Consider the following 16,794-nt stretch of genomic DNA (forward strand, 5'->3'; position numbering starts at 1 on the left):
ATCGGCCGCACCTCTGGCGGGGCGGCCACCACAGTGCGAAAGCGTTCGGGATCACCTTTTTGCACCAACTCGGCGCAAACCATCAAATCGTCGTCAAATCTCATGACAGACAGATATCCTTTTCCCCGCAGAAATCACCCCTTGGGGGCGGCAAACTGCAGTCAGATACAAAAGCTGCGACCCTGCCTCAGGCTTCGTCGCGCAGCAGCTTCCAACGGATGGCGTCCAGCAGCGCTTCAAACGACGCGTCGATTATGTTCGCGCTGACGCCAACAGTGGACCAACGGCGGCCTTTGCTGTCTTCGCTGTCAATAATGACCCGAGTAACCGCCTCGGTGCCGCCCTGGGTGATCCGCACCTTGAAATCGACCAGACGCATATCATCCAGCATCTGCGAATAGCGGCCCAGATCCTTGATCAACGCCTTCGCAAGCGCGTTCACAGGCCCCCGGTCGTTGCCGGTTTCATCCATCGACTCGCTGACCGACAGCAGTTTCTGGCCATCCACCTTAACCACGACCACGGCCTCCGACAGGGACACCATCTTGTCGTATTTGTTTTTGCGCCGCTCCACCGTGACCTTGTAGCGCTTCACCTCAAAGAATGAGGGCAGCTGACCAAGTTCTTCGCGGGCCAGAATTTCAAACGAGGCCTGCGCCGTATCGTAGGAATAACCCTCCGCCTCGCGGGTTTTGATCCGGTCCAGGATCCGCGCCAAAGCCGGGTCGCCCTTTTCTACAGACAGGCCCGCCTCAGAGAGACGCCGACGCAGATTGGACTGGCCCGCCTGATTGGACATCGGAATGATGCGGGCGTTGCCGACCAATGCGGGATCAATGTGTTCGTAAGTGCTTGGATCCTTGAGGATCGCACTGGCATGGAGCCCGGCCTTATGGGCAAACGCCGATGCCCCGACGTAGGCTGCCTGTTTTGTCGGCACACGGTTGAGGATCTCATCAAGGGTCCGGCTCAGCTTCGTCAGACCCGCCAGCCCCGCACGGCTCACGCCGATGTCGAACTGATCCGCATAGGGCTGTTTCAACAGCAAGGTTGGGATCAGGGTCGTCAGATTGGCGTTGCCGCAGCGTTCGCCCAAGCCGTTCAAAGTGCCCTGGACCTGACGCGCGCCTGCATCAATCGCCGCCAGCGTACAGGCCACGGCAGTGTCCATGTCATTGTGAGTGTGGATGCCTAAATGATCCCCGGGGATACCAGCGGCCACAACCGCGCGGACGATGCGCCCAACCTCGTCAGGCAATGTCCCGCCGTTAGTGTCACACAGCACCACCCAGCGCGCGCCTTCGTCATAGGCCGCGCGACAGGCTGCAACGGCATAGTCTGGATTGTCCTTGTAGCCGTCAAAGAAATGCTCTGCATCAAACAGGGCTTCCCGACCGGCGGCGCGGATATGCCGGATGGAGGCGCGAATATTCTCGAGGTTTTCCTCCAGCTCGATGCCGAGCGCATGGGTCACGTGGTAGTCATGGCTCTTGCCCACCAGACAAACCGCGGGCGTGCCCGCATTCATCACCGCCGCCAGCACCTCGTCATTTGCTGCGGACCGCCCGGCCCGTTTGGTCATGCCAAATGCGGTCATCGTTGCACGCGTCTCGGGCGCCTCATCGAAAAAGCCACTGTCTGTCGGGTTCGCACCGGGCCACCCCCCTTCGATATAGTCGACCCCCAGTGCATCCAGCGCCGCGGCGATCTGGTTTTTCTCGGCGGTGGAAAACTGCACACCCTGGGTCTGTTGCCCATCACGCAGCGTGGTGTCGTAGAGGTAAAGACGTTCTTTGATCATTGGCTGGCCTTATGGCTTGGCGAAATAGGCAGATTGGTTGAGACGGGGTGACGTTACTTCCAAACTACGGTTCTAGCAGCACCGAAAGCCCATCCAACACGAACCCAGGTGGCAACCTCAGCTCAACTCGATTTGGTTTAAGACCAACTTCTAGTCCAAGTTGTTTCAGCTTCTTTACAAGTTGATCAACCTTCCCAAAGTCTTTGGTTTGAAGCGCATTTGACCTTATTTCTGCAAGCTTGAACCCGGTTTTCACAAGCAGTTCTTCTGTGTCACTTGGCAACGTGCCAGTCCAAGAAACACTTACACTAAAGCGATCGTCACTCGCCGATGTTTCGCTTTCTTGGCCTTCGTTGGCCCAGGCGCCCAGCTCCTCCGTCAACACACCCATCAACCGCGCCGATGCCAACAACGTGGCCGCTTCGCCCGCGGACGCCAATTTGTGCAGCTCCGCAACCGCACCGGCAGTGTTGAGATCATCGGACAGCGCGGCGATCACCGCGGCAGCCGCGGTGGGTGCAGGCTCGATGCCTGCGGTCAGCGCCCGCCACTTGCGCAAAGTGGCCTCAGCCTCTTTTGCCTTTTTGTCCGTCCAGTCCATCGGCTTGCGATAGTGCGTCTGCAAAAACACAAAGCGGATGACCTCACCCGGGTAGCCCTGTTCAAGCAGGTCGCGGACGGTGAAAAAGTTGCCGAGCGATTTGGACATCTTCTTGCCCTCGACCTGCAGCATCTCGTTGTGCAGCCAGATCTTTGCAAAATCGCCCTCGGGATGGGCACAGCAGCTTTGGGCGATTTCATTTTCATGATGCGGGAACATCAGATCATTGCCGCCGCCGTGAATATCAAAGCTTTCGCCAAACAGCTCATGGCTCATGGCGGAACATTCGATGTGCCAGCCCGGACGCCCGCGACCCCAGGGGCTGTCCCACCCTGGCAGCTCATCGGTGGAGGGTTTCCACAGCACGAAATCCATCGGATCCCGTTTGTTATCCGCCACTTCCACCCGCGCCCCGGCGATCATATCATCCACGGAGCGACCCGATAGCGCGCCGTAATTGTCATAGCTTTTGACCGAAAACAGCACATGCCCGGATCCATCGGGATAGGCATGGCCTTTGCCGATCAGCGCCTCGATCATCGTGATCATCTGCGGGATATAGGCGGTTGCCCGCGGCATGTGATCGGGCTCCAACGCGCCCAGTTCAGCCATATCGGCGAGATACCAGCTGATGGTTTCCTCGGTCCGCTCCTGCACCAGCTCTTCCAGCGTGCCCGGCGCGCCTGCCTCCTTGCGCGCCACTGCGGTCGCGTTGATCTTGTCATCCACATCGGTGAAGTTGCGCGCATATGTGACGTGATCGGTGCCATAAATCTGACGCAGCAGACGATAGAGCACATCAAACACCACAACAGGGCGCGCATTCCCCAAATGGGCACGGTCATAAACCGTTGGCCCGCAGAGGTAGAGACGCACATTGTCGGGATTGATCGGCTCCAGCAGCTCTTTGCCACGGGTGCGGGTGTTGTGCAGCTTGATCGGTGTCATGCCTCTTCCTTCGATACGGCTCAGACCCGGATAGGTTCTATCCGATGGTCATAACCGGTGTCCCAACCTTTGCCCCAAAGTGAGGCGGCGCGCAGTGCGGGCTTAGCAAGGTGTTCGAAGAATGGGAACGACAGATACCAGCCCGCTGATGATTTCAGCAGGTAATGCAGCAAATAATTGTGATACATGTCTGGTTCATAGGGGTTTGGTAGCACGCAACAGCCCTTTGGCCAAGACTGGTTTTGCCGCCAAACAGCAAAACGGCGCGCCGGCCAAGCAAGCACGCCGTTTTTTGAGACCTGATCTTATGGGGCCAGATCAGAAGTTAAACGACGCTCTCAGGCTGACCGTAGTTGCGTCAGCGCCGATCCCGGTGCCGCCGAGGTTGTCGAAATCATGTTCCAAAACCTCGCCACCAACGGTCCAATCGTCGCTGATCCGATAGGCCACGCCGATGCCGTAGAAATCGCCACTGTCAGATCCGACCGAGGTGTCCGCACGGGCTACGCCGCCAGTGACATAGGCCAGAACCGGACCAAAATCATAACCAGCTTTCAACTTGGCGCGGGCAACAGAGTCCACAGTCGCCCCACCGGCCGCACCGCCAAGGTCGGTGTCGGTCGCGTCATAGTCCAGTTCACCGCCCAGGACGAATTGGCCGAAATCATAGTTGTACCCCAAGTGGACACCATATGCGATGTCGTCGCCTGACAGGCCGTTGGACGTGTTTGCATCCAACTGACCGATTTGGCCACCGACGTAGCCACCAGTCCAATCCGACCCTGCCGTCGCCAACGGCGCGGGCGCGATTGGCGCGGCGGGTGCTGGATCGGCGACGGGCGGTGTGAGGTTTCCGGCCAAAGCCTGCGAAGCCCAAAGGACGGGAAGACTGGCCACGAGGGGCGCAATGCGGATCATGTCGATGTCTCCTTCTGTGTCATTCGACAATATGGCACGACGCGCAATCCGCGCGCCGCTGACCTGGATAAAGGTCCGTATGCGCAGAGGTTCCAGTATGGGCGGCAACGATATGGAAATTATGCATATTTTTGCTGATCTGGTGGCGAAGCCTCGGCATAATCCCGCAGATCACGGGCCGCAAAACCCAAGCTACAGCAGGGGTTTGCCGACGGCCTGCCAGCGTTAGCCAGAATTTGCCGGATGCATTGCAATTTGCGCTGCACCCCTTGAACCCAGCACGCGGGAGGCGCGTCGCACCACAGCGCCACATGGAGCGGCCGACCTCTGAATCTGTGGCAGTGGCAATCACGTGTCGGGCACTGGCCAGTCAGTTCAGCAGGCAGACCAACCTGGATTGATACTCTCTGGCGGCACAGCGAGGCGGCGCCATGGTGTCTGGCACATTTCAAAGCCGAGCATCAAAAATGATCTATTAAAACTCAAACGCTGCGCGGATGGAGAACCGATCCTCAGACCCTGCCCCACCACTTGATCCGGTGCGCCCCGTGTCGCGCAGATATTCTCCGCTCAGACGCAGCGCCTGGTTCAGGGAATAGGTCAGACCCAAACCAATCACGGTCTCTCGTGCGGACATGCCGTCAATCTCCCGCTGTTCGCGCCCAAAGCTCAGATAGCCGAGCGACGGGCCAAGATCATACCCCGCCCGCAAGCGCAATTCACCAAGATCATCTGGGTGGTCAGAGCGCGCTGCGCGATGCTCCCCCTCAAGGGCGACACGACCGCCCAGCACAAGGCGGCCAAAGTCATGATCGTAGAAAATCTGAATGTCAGGCTGTCGCGCCGATTGGGTGGCGGGAGCGGCGGGCGATCCAACCGCGCTGTCACCAGGCAAGCCGCGCAGGAAAAAACGACCCCAATCCCCCGCGCCGGCAGTGCTTGAAAACACCACGGCACACACCGCCAGCGCTGCCATGCCCCGAGACGCACACAAAAGCCACCTTCCCCGTGGCAGAGTGCTGTCCCTGCGTGGCGGAGTTGGCGTTTCTGTTGTCTTGGCTCTTTGCAGCCGCATGGTCAGATCCTTGGTTTGAAAGTCGCGGAATGTCCTTTTCACTTTACGTCTGGCGCAAGACGGAGAGAGGCGCCGGACCTCGCATCAGCATAACCACCATTCCTTAACGCGCGGTTCAGACGGTCCTTAGACTGTGCCATGACCGTGACCTCTGGCAGAGCACAACATTGCTCCTTAGCCTGCTGAAATAATGTGATTTTTATACGGTTTCGCCGAAAAGCCTTAGCGTTGGTGAAACAGGAAAGCGACATGCTGGATGAAAAATAGGTCGCAAATTTCACATGCGTCGCAAACAGAACAGAATCGATCCGTCGATATGCGACGGTATACCTCATGGAAACACACCGACATATGGCAGGCAGCATTCTGTGCGACCGCTGTAGGATTGCGCTGATCGGACGCACGATCGGTGCCGCTCGCGGCCGTGCTGCGCGGGGCCGCCCACTCTTTGGTTGACCGTATCTTTTCCAGTCCAACCTAAAGAGATTCATCATCATGACAGACCAATCCAATTCACCTCGGGCCGCGCGCTCCGGGGGTCGTTCCGCTCGCCGTGCTGCACGGGCCTCTGCTCTTCCTGACCACCTGCGCCCGGTGCGTGCAGGCCTCGAAGGCGGCACCTACAATCCGCTGTCCGCCACCGATATGGACAAGATCCACAACGCCGCTCTGGACGCGCTGGAGCGGATCGGCCTGGCCGACGCCCCGGAAAGCGGTGTGGCCTATCTGACCAACGCAGGTGCCATTCTGGGCGACGACGGTCGCATCCGCTTCCCTCGCGCGCTGGTCGAGGACACGCTGGCCAAGGCCAATCGCTCCATCACACTGTTCAGCCGTGATGGCAAAAATGACCTCGAGCTGTCCGGTTCGCGTGTCCACTACGGCACCGCTGGCGCCGCGGTCCATGTCGTGGATGTCCACGGCAAAGAATACCGTGATTCCACCGTTCAGGATCTGCACGATGCCGCGCGCATCACCGACCAGCTGGACAATGTGCATTTCCTCCAGCGCCCGATGGTGTGCCGCGATATCGTCGACAACATGGAAATGGACCTCAACACGGTCTACGCTAGCTGCGCCGGGACGTTCAAACACATCGGCACCTCGTTCACCGAACCCCATCATGTTCCGCCTGCGCTGGAAATGCTGCATATGATCGCTGGGGGCGAAGACAAATGGCGCGAGCGTCCATTTGTGTCCAACTCCAACTGTTTTGTTGTTCCGCCGATGAAATTCGCGACTGAAAGCTGCGAAGTCATGGAATTGTGCATCAAAGGTGGCATGCCCGTGCTGCTGCTGTCCGCGGGCATGGCTGGTGCAACCGCCCCCTCCACTGTGGCAGGCGCCATCGTACAGGCGGTCGCGGAATGTCTGGCAGGTCTGGTCTATGTGAACGCGGTCAAGCCCGGCGCGCCCGCGATCTTTGGCACCTGGCCCTTCGGTCTGGACCTGCGTACAGGCGCCATGTCCATCGGTTCCGGCGAACAGGCGCTGCTGTCGGCAGGCTGTGCCCAGATGCACCGCTATTATGACCTGCCCGGCGGCGCCGCGGCGGGTGCATCGGACAGCAAGATGCCGGACATGCAGGCCGGTTGGGAGCAGATGTGCTCCAACGTGATGGCGGGTCTGTCCGGGCTCAACATGGTCTATGAATCGGCGGGCATGCACGCCTCCCTGCTGGGGTTCTGCCTGGAATCGCTGATCCTGAGTGATGACATCATCGGTCAGGCGCTGCGCTGTGTCCGCGGCATCGAAGTGTCAGAGGATACGCTGGCGGTGGATCAGATCGCAGAAGTCTGCCTGGGCGGCACGGGCCATTATCTTGGCACTGATGCGACGCTCAGCCGGATGCAGCAGGATTTTGTCTACCCCACGTTCGGTGACCGCACGTCTCCCAAAGAATGGGCCGAGCTGGAGAAACCAGATCTGATCGAAAAGGCCATCGCGCGCAAAGAACAGATCCTGGGCGAGCCTGCAGCCGCACGGTTTGACCCGCAGCTAGATCAGGCCCTGCGCGAGAAGTTCAACATTCACCTTTCCGCGTAACCAACTGATTTAAAACGGGCGTCTTCGTGACGCCCGTTTTGCTACAGTGCTTTGAGCCGCTGGCGCAGATATTCCAGCCAGCCGATCAGATTGGTGGATCGCGCAAATTTCCGAGCCACATAGCGCAGCTCTTTTTGACGCAGGGATTTTCTGACAGAGGCGCTGACCTGCCCATCATGAAGACGGTTGGCAACCACCGTGTCGGCGACAATCGCAGGCGCACCATGACGGTCCCACAAACGTTTGTAGAGATCGACGTCCATCAGCCAGATCAGCTCTTCATCAAACGCCATCGCCGCATCGCGCCGCATTGCCAGAACCGAGGGGCTTGATACCGTGTTTTTGCCAAAATGCAGCCGGTCGGTCAGTCGCGGCACCATCGGCCGCGTCACCTCTTGGCCATCGCGGGTCACACCCGATCCACAAAGAGACCAGGCCGCGCCAGCTGACATTGCATCATGAATGATCTCCAGCGCGTTGTTTCCAATCAGCAAATCATCCTGAAACAGAATTTTCAGGATGGTGCCACGAGCCGCCGCAATGGCATGATTGACATTGGCAGACGCCTGGCGCGGCGCATCGCGGTTCCAAAGATGGATGATCGACAATCTGTCGCCGTAGGCTGCGCAGAGTTGTGCAATGTCCTCATCATCAGACTGATCTGAAACGATGACCTCAAAATCGCGAAAGGTCTGCAGGCACAGCCGATCAAGAGACTCGGCCAGGTACGTGGCACCGGCGCCCCCCATCCCATAGGCGGGAATACAAATGCTGATCGCGGGCACTCGCGTGTCCTTCCTGCCGAAATTGGCCTTGTGGCATGACCCGGCCCAAACCGGCCCGTCACTCTCGCCCGCCGCTCTGGTCCGTCACTATCGCGGCCTGCCTAACAAACCCTGGGGCGAAGGCCAAGGTGCTGACTCGACGACACCGGCTAGGAACACTTCATCGCCAGCCTTTCTGGATCAGACCCCCAAGAAACGCGCTTTCATATCAGGCGTGAGGTCGGAGATTGCGCCGCTCCAGACTGATGTACCTTTGCTGAGGATCACGGCCTTATCTGCCAGAACCGAGAGTTCTTTCAGCGTTTTATCGACCACCAGAATGCTCAACCCCTGGCTCTGGCGGAGGGTGGCAATCGCGTCCCAAATCTCACGCCGAACCACGGGCGCCAGCCCCTCGGTCGCCTCATCCAGCACCAGGAGGCGCGGGTTTGTCATCAGCGCGCGACCGATCGCCAGCATTTGCTGTTCTCCACCTGACAAAGAGCCCGCAACCTGTTGGCGTCGTTCAATCAATCGCGGGAACAGTGCCCCCACCTGCGCCATATCCCAATGACCCGGCCGGGCCGCAGCCATCAGGTTTTCCTCGACCGTCAATGGCGCAAAACACCGCCGACCCTCCGGCACTAGCCCCACCCCCAAACGGGCGATCTGGTGCGCGCGCATTCCACGCAGGTCATTCCCGCGAAATATCAACTGGCCAGATTGCGCAGGCAACAGGCCACAAATGGTTTTGATCGTGGTTGATTTGCCCATCCCGTTACGCCCCATCAGCGCGACGACTTCGCCTTCAGCGATCTCCAGATCGACCCCAAACAAAGCCTGCGACGCGCCATAGAAGGCCGTAACATTTTGCAGCGAAAGCAGTGTCATAGCGCGTCCTCCTCACCCAGATAGGCGCGTTGAACCTCTACTGAGTTGCGAATTTCCTCTTGCGTTCCTGTGGCAATGATCTGCCCATAAACCAGCACCGAAATCCTATCCGCCAGCGCAAAGACAGCGTCCATGTCATGCTCCACCAGCAATATCGGCGCTTCTTGCCGTAGGCTGGCCAGAAACACCGTCATACTTTGCGAGCCACCGGCGCCGAGCCCTGCCATCGGTTCATCCATCAGAAACAGCTTTGGCCGTTGCGTCAGGGCAATCGCGACCTCCAACTGGCGTCGTTGCCCGTGGGAGATATCCGCTGTTCGCATCTGCGCCACATCTGCAAGACCCACACGGTCCAATGCCTCGCTCGCGCGGGCGACCAGATCGCGGTCGCGCATCACATTGCTGAAAAACCGAAACACTCCACCGCGCGCGACCAACGCGCCAAGCACTGCGTTTTGCAACACGGTGAAGTCCATCGCAAGGGCCGAGATTTGAAATGTTCGCCCCAGCCCCCGTTGGGCCCGGGCCATCCGGCTGAGATGATCAATCGGCTCACCATTCAGCAAAACGGACCCGCGATCCGGTCGAAGTTCACCGGTTATCTGTTTAATCAGCGTTGATTTTCCAGCACCGTTTGGTCCGATCAACGCATGGATTTCGCCCGCTCGCAAATCCAGAGAAATGTCCCGACTGGCATGCAACGCACCGAAGGATTTGCTCACACCGCGAACTTCGAGCACAGGGGAGACAGAGTGATTGGGATCAGTCATGGGCCACCTCCCGCCCTGCTAGTGCGCCAATCACACCCCCGCGGGCATAAAGCACGATGACCAACAAAAAGCCGCCTAGGTAGATTTGCCAATATTCGCTGATGCCGCCCAGAAAATGCTCCAGCAGGATAAAGATTGCCGCGCCAACGACAGGACCGAACAACCGGCCCACACCGCCGATGATCACAAAAATCATGATCTCACCGCTGGTGTGCCAGCTCAGCATGCTGGGGCTGACGAAACGGTTCAAATCCGCAAACAGCGCGCCCGCCAAGCCGGTGATAGCGCCGGACACGACAAAGGCCACCAGACGCAAGCGATAAGGCGTAATCCCCACCGCCTCGACCCGGTCCTGGTTCTGGCGCGCTGCTGCAAGCGCCAAGCCGAAGGGTGCGCGTGCCAGCCGGGCCGCAAACCACAAGACCGCGCAGAGGATGGCAAAACAGATCAGAAAGAAATGCAGAGGGACCAATGTGTTGGCACCAGGAAATTCATTGCGCACCCAGATCGACAACCCATCTTCTCCGCCGTATGCGCTCCAACTGATTGCGAAGTAGTAGAACATTTGACCGAAGGCCAAGGTGATCATGATGAAATACACACCCGACGTGCGCAGCGACAACGCACCGATGACGAGCGCTGCCAGTGCGCTGAACACCACAGCCACCAACCAGATGATTGGCATTTGGTTGGTGCCCTCGATCACAAAAGGCGCCTGCAACAGCGGCTCATAGGTCTGGGCATGGGACGCGAGAATGCCCGTCGCATAGCCACCAATGCCAAAGAAGACCGCATGACCCAGGCTCACCAACCCGCCGATCCCAAGCGCGATATTCAATCCAACACCCGCCAGCGCCAGGATGGTCACTTTGGTCGCCAGTGTGATCACGAAAGGTGCATCCGCGGAATGGGCCCAGAGCGGGATGGCCAACAACAGCAGGATGACCGCTGCGTTGCACATTTGTTCGCGGCGTATCATGCCGACCTCCCATACAGTCCAGAGGGCCGCAACAGCAGGATCAGTGCCATCAGAATATAGATCAGCATCGAGGCAACAGAGGCCCCCGCAGTCGTTGCACTGGAGGGCTCCATCACGAGAGCGAAGATCTGAGGTAGGAAAATACTGCCCAGCCGATCGGTCAGCCCAACCAACAGCGCCCCCACCAGCGCGCCCTTGATGGAGCCGATACCACCGATGACGATCACCACAAAGGCCAGAATGAGCACGGGCTCGCCCATGCCAACCTGAACCGATTGGATCGCCCCCACCAAGGCGCCTGCCAGCCCCGCCAGCGCCGCACCCAGAGCGAAGACCAGCGTGTAAAGCCTTGAAATATCGACGCCCAAAGCGGCAATCATTTCGCGGTCGGCTTCTCCGGCGCGGATCTGCACCCCGATGCGCGTGCGGCTGATCAACCAGAACAAACCCAACGCGATGACCAATCCGATGGCAATGATCGCCAGCCGGTACAGCGGATATTCAATGCCCCCAGGCAGCGTCACTGGACCCGATAGGTAAGGCGGGACATCCAGAAACAGTGGAAACGAGCCAAAGACCCAACGCGTGCCTTCGGAAAAGACCAGGATCAGCGCAAAGGTGGCCAACACCTGATCCAGATGATCGCGATCATAAAGCTTGCGGATCACCAGAATTTCCATCAACGCCCCAGCCGTCGCGGCCGCCATGAGGCTGGCCGCCAGGGCCAGAACAAAAGATCCCGTCCAGGAGGCAACGATGGCCGCCGCAAACGCCCCCACCATGTAGAGCGCGCCGTGGGCAAGGTTGATCAACCCCATGACGCCAAACACCAGGGTCAGCCCGGCCGCCATGAGGAAAAGCATCACCCCGAACTGCAACCCGTTCAGGATCTGCTCCAAGACAAGAATGAGGGACATATTCACTTACCGTTGATGCAGATGGCCCCGATCAAATCGGAGCCACGCAAGACCCAAACCACATACCCCACGCGCCTGCCAGCAGGCCTGGACACGTGAAGTATGGGTGATAAGCCGCCAGTATTATTACATTTTGCAGTCAGCCGCATAGGCGTCTGCGTGGTTCTCCAGCCCGGTGGCGATGATCTTGTTGGTGAAGACATCACCTTCCTGGATCACTTCGCGGACATAGATGTTCTGCACCGGATGCTGGTTCTGGCCGAAGGCAAAATCGCCGCGCACGGACGCAAAATCCGCCTCCCGCAGCGCATCACGGAAGGCGTCTGCATCTGACACATCCGCCTTGTCCAGCGCGCTAAGGATCAGGTTGGCCGTGTCATATCCTTGGCTCGCATAAAGCGATGGCAGGCGTTCATACTTCTGCTGGAACGCTGCCACAAATGCAGTGTTGGCCGTATTGTCGAGATCTTTGTTCCACTGCGACGTGTTCTTGATCCCCAATGCGGCACCGCCAACCGCCTGCAGGATCCCCTGATCAAAACTGAACGCAGGCCCCACCACCGGCAGGTCGACACCACTGTCGGCATATTGCTTAAGGAAGGAGATCCCCATCCCGCCGGGCAGGAAGAAATAAACGCTATCGGCCCCTGACGCACGGATCTGGGCGATCTCGGCGGCATAATCGGTCTGGCCCAGTTTGGTGTAGGTTTCCCCTGCCAGTTCACCGGAATACATCCGTTTGTAGCCGGTCAGCGCGTCTTTACCGGCGGGATAGTTCGGCGCCAGGATATAGCTGTTTTTCAGAGCCGCGTCATTTGCGTAGGCTCCTGCTGCCTCGTGCAGGTTGTCGTTCTGCCAGGCCACATTGAAATAATTCGGATGACAACGCGCCCCTGCCAGCGCAGACGGGCCCGCGTTCGGTGACAGGTAGAACACGCCTTGCGCCGTCGCAGCCGGGACGACGGCCATGGCAAGGTTCGACCAGATGATGCCGGTCATGATGTCGACCTTTTCCGACTGGATCATGCGATCAGCAATTTGCACTGCGCTTTCGGGTTTGCGCTGATCATCTTCGATCACCACCTCCACATCATCGCGCCCGGCCTGTTCCAACGCCAGCATGAAGCCATCGCGCACATCCACACCCAACCCGGCGCCGCCGCCAGACAGGGTTGTGATCATGCCGATTTTTGTGTCTGCCGCAGCTGTCAAAGCCAGCGACGATACCGCCGTTGCCAGCGCCAAGGTGGAAATGGATTTCATCTGTGCGTCTCCCTGAGCAGTCCAATGGGCCTTGCTTCTGTCGGCAGGCCCTTTGCGCCCACTCTTTCCCATTGGCTCGCGCGACGCCAGACATTTATTCACGAATGGTGGCTGAATTCAGATCCCATTGACAGGGTGGCGGAAGATGGGCCAAACCGCAGGCAGGCGTCAGATGCGTCGCGTGATATCGCGTCAGGCGTTTTCCTCTGCCCGACTGGGCGCGTTCGGAATGCCCCGGTGTCTGGAGAAGAGGCGCTCGCGCTCCAGGCTGTTCGCGTAGCGTTTGATCAATTCGATCTGAAATCTGATTTCATGGGCTTTTCGCACCAATTGATCCGCAAGCCCCCCAACCGGATCACCGCTGTCGATCATCCCCGCCTCCTCAGCGGTCAATACATTCAGCAAGGGCATGGCGAGATCATTCAGCACCTGCGCGCTCATATCCCGGCTGACATCTTCAAGCACGCAGCCAAACCGAAGCTCAGACACAAAGCCGCGCGCCATGTCGCCAATGCAGCTGTTGAAGGTCACATAGAGCGTGGTGATATTGCCGCTGACATCGCCCTCGGCAATGCTGACATTGGCCAGAATGAGACCGGGTATATCGGCAACCATATCCGGGTGATGCGTCTCCCCGCGCCGCAGAAATGCCTCCACGCAGTCTGCGAGACAGGTGGCCAATTGCGGATGGAACGTCTCGGAGAGGGTTTGCAACTGGGCATAGGCCACCCGGTTTCTCATATCATGTTGCAGCACCTCGGCAGCAGCGACCCGCACCTCGCCCTCGAACACGACATCCAAGGTCACGATCAAACGGCAGCCCGACCGCAGGCCTTCAGAGCGGCTCCGCAAGAAACTCCCTTCCATGGTGTCACCTCTGCACTGACCCATCCGAAAAATGGGCGATCACACTCAAAACTGTAAATTAAAGTAGACACTTCCGACCCTCAGATTATGACACAATCTAAAGGAGAAATATAGTGATAAGTGAAAATTAATGCTTGATACCCTTGAGCACAGAAAAGGGATCCTGTTGGACAAACGGATGAGAGGGTAAAATTTTACAATTGTGTTTTATTTACCGATACCTATAAGATATTCTTCATTTCAGTTTTCGGCAAATCCTCACACCTGAAACCCTCAAGAACGTGAACGCAAGAAATCGTCTTTAAAGTGTATCTTCCATCTTTACCTTTGCGCGCCTCTTACGCAAATCTCGCAACAGCGGCGCGGCAGACCGGAAGACAGTCGATCACTGCGGCCCGTGCTGCCAGAGCATCCCGGGCCCCATACAGATGTCATGACACCCCGCCAGTGATGCCATCTGCCAGCCCATGGCCTGATTGCTGCTGACCACAGGTTTTTGCAACCTGTCCTCCAGCGGCGCAATGATGTCGAAGGTCCGCAAATTGGTGCAGGACAGGAAAACAGCCTCCACCTCCGGCTGCTGACCCACCGCCAGCGCGGCAGCAAAGGTCGAGGCTGGGTCAATCCGGGCGACCTTCGCCTCCTCTTCCTCGGCGAACGAGACACTGTTGCACACGGTCAGCCCCGCGTTGGCAAAGGCCTGCGCCACCGGCGCGCTGACGCTCTCCACATACGGGGTCACAAGCCCGACGCGCTGCACATCCAGCTGCGCCATGGCCGCCAGCGCCGCTGTGAGCGGATCGGCAACAGCCCCACAAGCGACCCCACTGCGCACCAGCTCGGCCACTTTGTCCTGTCCGATCAACGTGGTTCCCGAGGTGCAGCCATAGCCCACAACATCAAACTGGGCGGCCTGCGGCAACAGACCAGCCGCCGCTGGCAACGTCGTCTTCATGGTTGCGATGGTGTCAGGGTTCAGATCCTGCCCCGATGGAATCCGACTGACATAAAGCGAGATCTCTGGGCTTGCGAACATCCGCTTGAAATCATGCTCCAGGGTTTCATCCACCTGCAAAACCACCAGGCCCAGCGTGGCCCGGCTGCCGATTGCGGGGGCCAGATCGTACTCCATCCGCTTCGCTGTCATGGTCATTGCTGCGCTCCCAAAACGGGCAACAGCCGTGGGGCACGGGTGCTCAGCAATTCAGGGCCCGTGTCACGCAAAACGATGTTCTCCTCATGGACAAGACACCGACCAGGCGCAATCTCCACGCCCGGCTCCAATGTCAGCACCATACCTGCGCGAAGTTCAGTCTGATCCAATGGTGTGAACGATGGCCATTCCGTCAAGGTCAGCCCCAAACCGTGACCCAGACGCCCGCCACCGGGCTCCGCCCCGTGCTGGCGCAGCTGTTCGCACAGAAGCCGATGCACATCGCAAGCCCTGTGCCCCGGTCGCAGCGTGTCCAGCACGTGATCGATCGCCGCAGACAAGGCCGCTTGCGCCGCCGCCGTATCTGGCGCAACCGCGCCAATGGCATAGTTGCGATCAAAATCGCAGAAATACCCATCCCAAACCGCGCCCGTATCCAACATCAAGACATCGCCGCTCTGCAGCAGCCTGCCATCGGCTGGCGAAATCACATCGCCATAGCCGCACTGTCCCGCACCGCCCGCGGTGTAAGAGACCCAGTCAGCACCCTCCTCCAGCAGGACACGTTGGAATTGACGAAACACGCCGTCCAGCGGCAGGCCCACATCGGCAAAATCCGCAACCCGCGCAAAGGCGCGATCCGCAATGCCACAGGCCACCCGGATCTTGGCAATCTCAGCCTCGGATTTGATCTCCCGGACCCGTTGCACCACATCGGTTGCGTCCTGCCATGTGGCCGGTGCGGTCATGTCACGCACTCGATGGTAATCAGCCAGAGGCATGCGCAAATGGGTTTCCAGCCCCATCGGCGTGCCAATGCGCGGCTGTCTGCGCCCCTCGGTCAGCTCCCGCAGGGTATCGACCAGCAGCGTCACACCATCGTCGCTCGGATCAGGCGCATCCCAGGTGCGAATGTCAGTGATCCACCCGCGCCCCATCAATTCCGCTCCGATGGCCGGGATCACCGCGACAGGCTGGCCCGTGGCGGGAATGCACAGAAACCAGGGCCGCGCCGGGCTCTCCCAAAAGCGGGTCAGAAAGCCGGAGACATAATACAGATCCGCCGCCGATGTCAGCAGCAGCACATCCAGGTCCGCCTGCGCCATCTGACGCTGAAGCCCAGCAACCCGCTCCGCATATTCCAACGGATCAAAGCCACGCGACAATGGCGGCAGATGTTTCCCGGTTTGCTCGATTTTGCGGTCCAATGCCATGCTGCCCTGCTTTCTGCGCCGCCATGACCCGGACGCTTTGGTTTTGTTCCACGGATCGCGCCCTTTTAGACGGGCGTGCGCCAGGGGTTTCGCCGCCAACCTACTGGCGCTTTGCTTGGCCCGGTGCCTAGCCCTGAGCCTGGCTCCATACCAAGCCCCAAGACCGCCCACGCCAGTTTACGCCAACCCTGTCAAACACGCCGCCCGCAGGCGGTTCTGATCCGAGAAAACCCTGACAGGCTCATGGCTTGTCCGTCAATGCTGGGGTTTGAGAAAAAACCTGACAACACTACATTTTTCCACTGGACGCGCCTCGGAAAAGCCCCTAAAAGCCCCCATATGGTCCGGCGTAGCTCAGCGGTAGAGCAGTTGACTGTTAATCAATTGGTCGTAGGTTCGATCCCTACCGCCGGAGCCATAAAAAGCCCTTAAGTCGCTAAGACTTAAGGGCTTTTTTGGCTTTTGGCTCAGGGGCATATTTCGAGTTTAGGGGCAGTTTAGGGGCACTTCTTCTCAACAGCTCCCCTGCCATATCCATAACTCTCAACACACGCTGCGCGTTACCGAAGTCGCCACTACCACCTTGC

General features: G+C 58.9%; 14 protein-coding genes and 1 tRNA gene. 2 read left to right on the forward strand and 13 right to left on the reverse strand.

Features of this window, described 5'->3' with window-relative positions; all coding sequences use genetic code 11:
- Positions 1 to 187 precede the first annotated feature (187 nt).
- The 4 genes from cimA to Q0C28_RS16405 all read right to left on the reverse strand — a co-directional run bounded on the left by cimA (position 188) and on the right by Q0C28_RS16405 (position 5,220).
- Positions 188 to 1,801 (reverse strand): citramalate synthase, encoded by a 1,614-nt coding sequence (cimA, locus tag Q0C28_RS16390; protein ID WP_293577409.1) that lies wholly within the window; start codon positions 1,799 to 1,801, stop codon positions 188 to 190.
- A gap of 64 nt (positions 1,802 to 1,865) precedes the next feature.
- Positions 1,866 to 3,350, reverse strand: a complete 1,485-nt coding sequence (gene cysS / locus Q0C28_RS16395; protein ID WP_293577410.1) for a cysteine--tRNA ligase — start codon at positions 3,348 to 3,350, stop codon at positions 1,866 to 1,868.
- A gap of 318 nt (positions 3,351 to 3,668) precedes the next feature.
- Complete coding sequence (locus Q0C28_RS16400) at positions 3,669 to 4,268, reverse strand: outer membrane beta-barrel protein (RefSeq protein WP_293577411.1); 600 nt, start codon at positions 4,266 to 4,268, stop codon at positions 3,669 to 3,671.
- A gap of 475 nt (positions 4,269 to 4,743) precedes the next feature.
- Positions 4,744 to 5,220, reverse strand: coding sequence for a porin family protein (locus tag Q0C28_RS16405; protein WP_293577412.1), 477 nt, complete (start codon positions 5,218 to 5,220; stop codon positions 4,744 to 4,746).
- 618 nt (positions 5,221 to 5,838) lie between these two features.
- Between Q0C28_RS16405 and Q0C28_RS16410 the strand changes: the two genes are divergently transcribed.
- Entirely contained in the window at positions 5,839 to 7,389 is a 1,551-nt protein-coding gene (locus Q0C28_RS16410) for a trimethylamine methyltransferase family protein (protein WP_293577414.1), read from the forward strand.
- Between the two features lie 41 nt (positions 7,390 to 7,430).
- Here Q0C28_RS16410 and Q0C28_RS16415 read toward each other — a convergent pair whose 3' ends face one another.
- The 9 genes from Q0C28_RS16415 to Q0C28_RS16455 form a co-directional block, all read right to left on the reverse strand.
- The gene (locus Q0C28_RS16415; RefSeq protein WP_293577416.1) at positions 7,431 to 8,174 is read right to left on the reverse strand and encodes a glycosyltransferase family 2 protein; all 744 of its coding nucleotides are present in this window, start codon (positions 8,172 to 8,174) and stop codon (positions 7,431 to 7,433) included.
- 180 nt (positions 8,175 to 8,354) lie between these two features.
- A complete protein-coding gene (locus Q0C28_RS16420; protein WP_293577418.1) occupies positions 8,355 to 9,044 on the reverse strand; it encodes an ABC transporter ATP-binding protein in 690 nt (229 codons plus the stop codon).
- Positions 9,041 to 9,814, reverse strand: a complete 774-nt coding sequence (locus Q0C28_RS16425) for an ABC transporter ATP-binding protein (protein ID WP_293577420.1) — start codon at positions 9,812 to 9,814, stop codon at positions 9,041 to 9,043. Before Q0C28_RS16425 ends, Q0C28_RS16420 begins: the two co-directional genes overlap by 4 nt.
- A complete protein-coding gene (locus Q0C28_RS16430) occupies positions 9,807 to 10,790 on the reverse strand; it encodes a branched-chain amino acid ABC transporter permease (RefSeq protein WP_293577430.1) in 984 nt (327 codons plus the stop codon). The genes Q0C28_RS16425 and Q0C28_RS16430 overlap by 8 nt, the downstream gene beginning before the upstream one ends.
- The gene (locus Q0C28_RS16435) at positions 10,790 to 11,710 is read right to left on the reverse strand and encodes a branched-chain amino acid ABC transporter permease (protein ID WP_293577422.1); all 921 of its coding nucleotides are present in this window, start codon (positions 11,708 to 11,710) and stop codon (positions 10,790 to 10,792) included. The genes Q0C28_RS16430 and Q0C28_RS16435 overlap by 1 nt, the downstream gene beginning before the upstream one ends.
- Before the next feature lie 126 nt (positions 11,711 to 11,836).
- Positions 11,837 to 12,973, reverse strand: a complete 1,137-nt coding sequence (locus tag Q0C28_RS16440) for an ABC transporter substrate-binding protein (RefSeq protein ID WP_293577424.1) — start codon at positions 12,971 to 12,973, stop codon at positions 11,837 to 11,839.
- A 192-nt stretch (positions 12,974 to 13,165) separates the two neighbouring features.
- Complete coding sequence (locus tag Q0C28_RS16445) at positions 13,166 to 13,840, reverse strand: hypothetical protein (protein WP_293577426.1); 675 nt, start codon at positions 13,838 to 13,840, stop codon at positions 13,166 to 13,168.
- Between the two features lie 385 nt (positions 13,841 to 14,225).
- Positions 14,226 to 14,993, reverse strand: coding sequence for an Asp/Glu racemase (locus Q0C28_RS16450; RefSeq protein ID WP_366934247.1), 768 nt, complete (start codon positions 14,991 to 14,993; stop codon positions 14,226 to 14,228).
- The gene (locus Q0C28_RS16455) at positions 14,990 to 16,207 is read right to left on the reverse strand and encodes a Xaa-Pro peptidase family protein (RefSeq protein ID WP_293577428.1); all 1,218 of its coding nucleotides are present in this window, start codon (positions 16,205 to 16,207) and stop codon (positions 14,990 to 14,992) included. The genes Q0C28_RS16450 and Q0C28_RS16455 overlap by 4 nt, the downstream gene beginning before the upstream one ends.
- 343 nt (positions 16,208 to 16,550) lie before the next feature.
- On the opposite strand from Q0C28_RS16455, the gene Q0C28_RS16460 reads away from it, so the two are divergent.
- Positions 16,551 to 16,625, forward strand: a tRNA-Asn gene (locus Q0C28_RS16460).
- Positions 16,626 to 16,794 lie beyond the last annotated feature (169 nt).

This window comes from Phaeobacter sp. (assembly GCF_022825805.1).
Taxonomy (GTDB): Bacteria; Pseudomonadota; Alphaproteobacteria; order Rhodobacterales; family Rhodobacteraceae; genus Phaeobacter.

Coding starts and splice junctions, on each gene's coding strand:
- cimA (WP_293577409.1), bottom strand. CDS start 1,801: ATGATCAAAGAACGTCTTTACCTCTACGACACCACGCTGCGTGATGGG.
- cysS (WP_293577410.1), bottom strand. CDS start 3,350: ATGACACCGATCAAGCTGCACAACACCCGCACCCGTGGCAAAGAGCTG.
- Q0C28_RS16400 (WP_293577411.1), bottom strand. CDS start 4,268: ATGATCCGCATTGCGCCCCTCGTGGCCAGTCTTCCCGTCCTTTGGGCT.
- Q0C28_RS16410 (WP_293577414.1), top strand. CDS start 5,839: ATGACAGACCAATCCAATTCACCTCGGGCCGCGCGCTCCGGGGGTCGT.
- Q0C28_RS16420 (WP_293577418.1), bottom strand. CDS start 9,044: ATGACACTGCTTTCGCTGCAAAATGTTACGGCCTTCTATGGCGCGTCG.
- Q0C28_RS16425 (WP_293577420.1), bottom strand. CDS start 9,814: ATGACTGATCCCAATCACTCTGTCTCCCCTGTGCTCGAAGTTCGCGGT.
- Q0C28_RS16435 (WP_293577422.1), bottom strand. CDS start 11,710: ATGTCCCTCATTCTTGTCTTGGAGCAGATCCTGAACGGGTTGCAGTTC.
- Q0C28_RS16440 (WP_293577424.1), bottom strand. CDS start 12,973: ATGAAATCCATTTCCACCTTGGCGCTGGCAACGGCGGTATCGTCGCTG.
- Q0C28_RS16445 (WP_293577426.1), bottom strand. CDS start 13,840: ATGGAAGGGAGTTTCTTGCGGAGCCGCTCTGAAGGCCTGCGGTCGGGC.
- Q0C28_RS16450 (WP_366934247.1), bottom strand. CDS start 14,993: ATGACCATGACAGCGAAGCGGATGGAGTACGATCTGGCCCCCGCAATC.
- Q0C28_RS16455 (WP_293577428.1), bottom strand. CDS start 16,207: ATGGCATTGGACCGCAAAATCGAGCAAACCGGGAAACATCTGCCGCCA.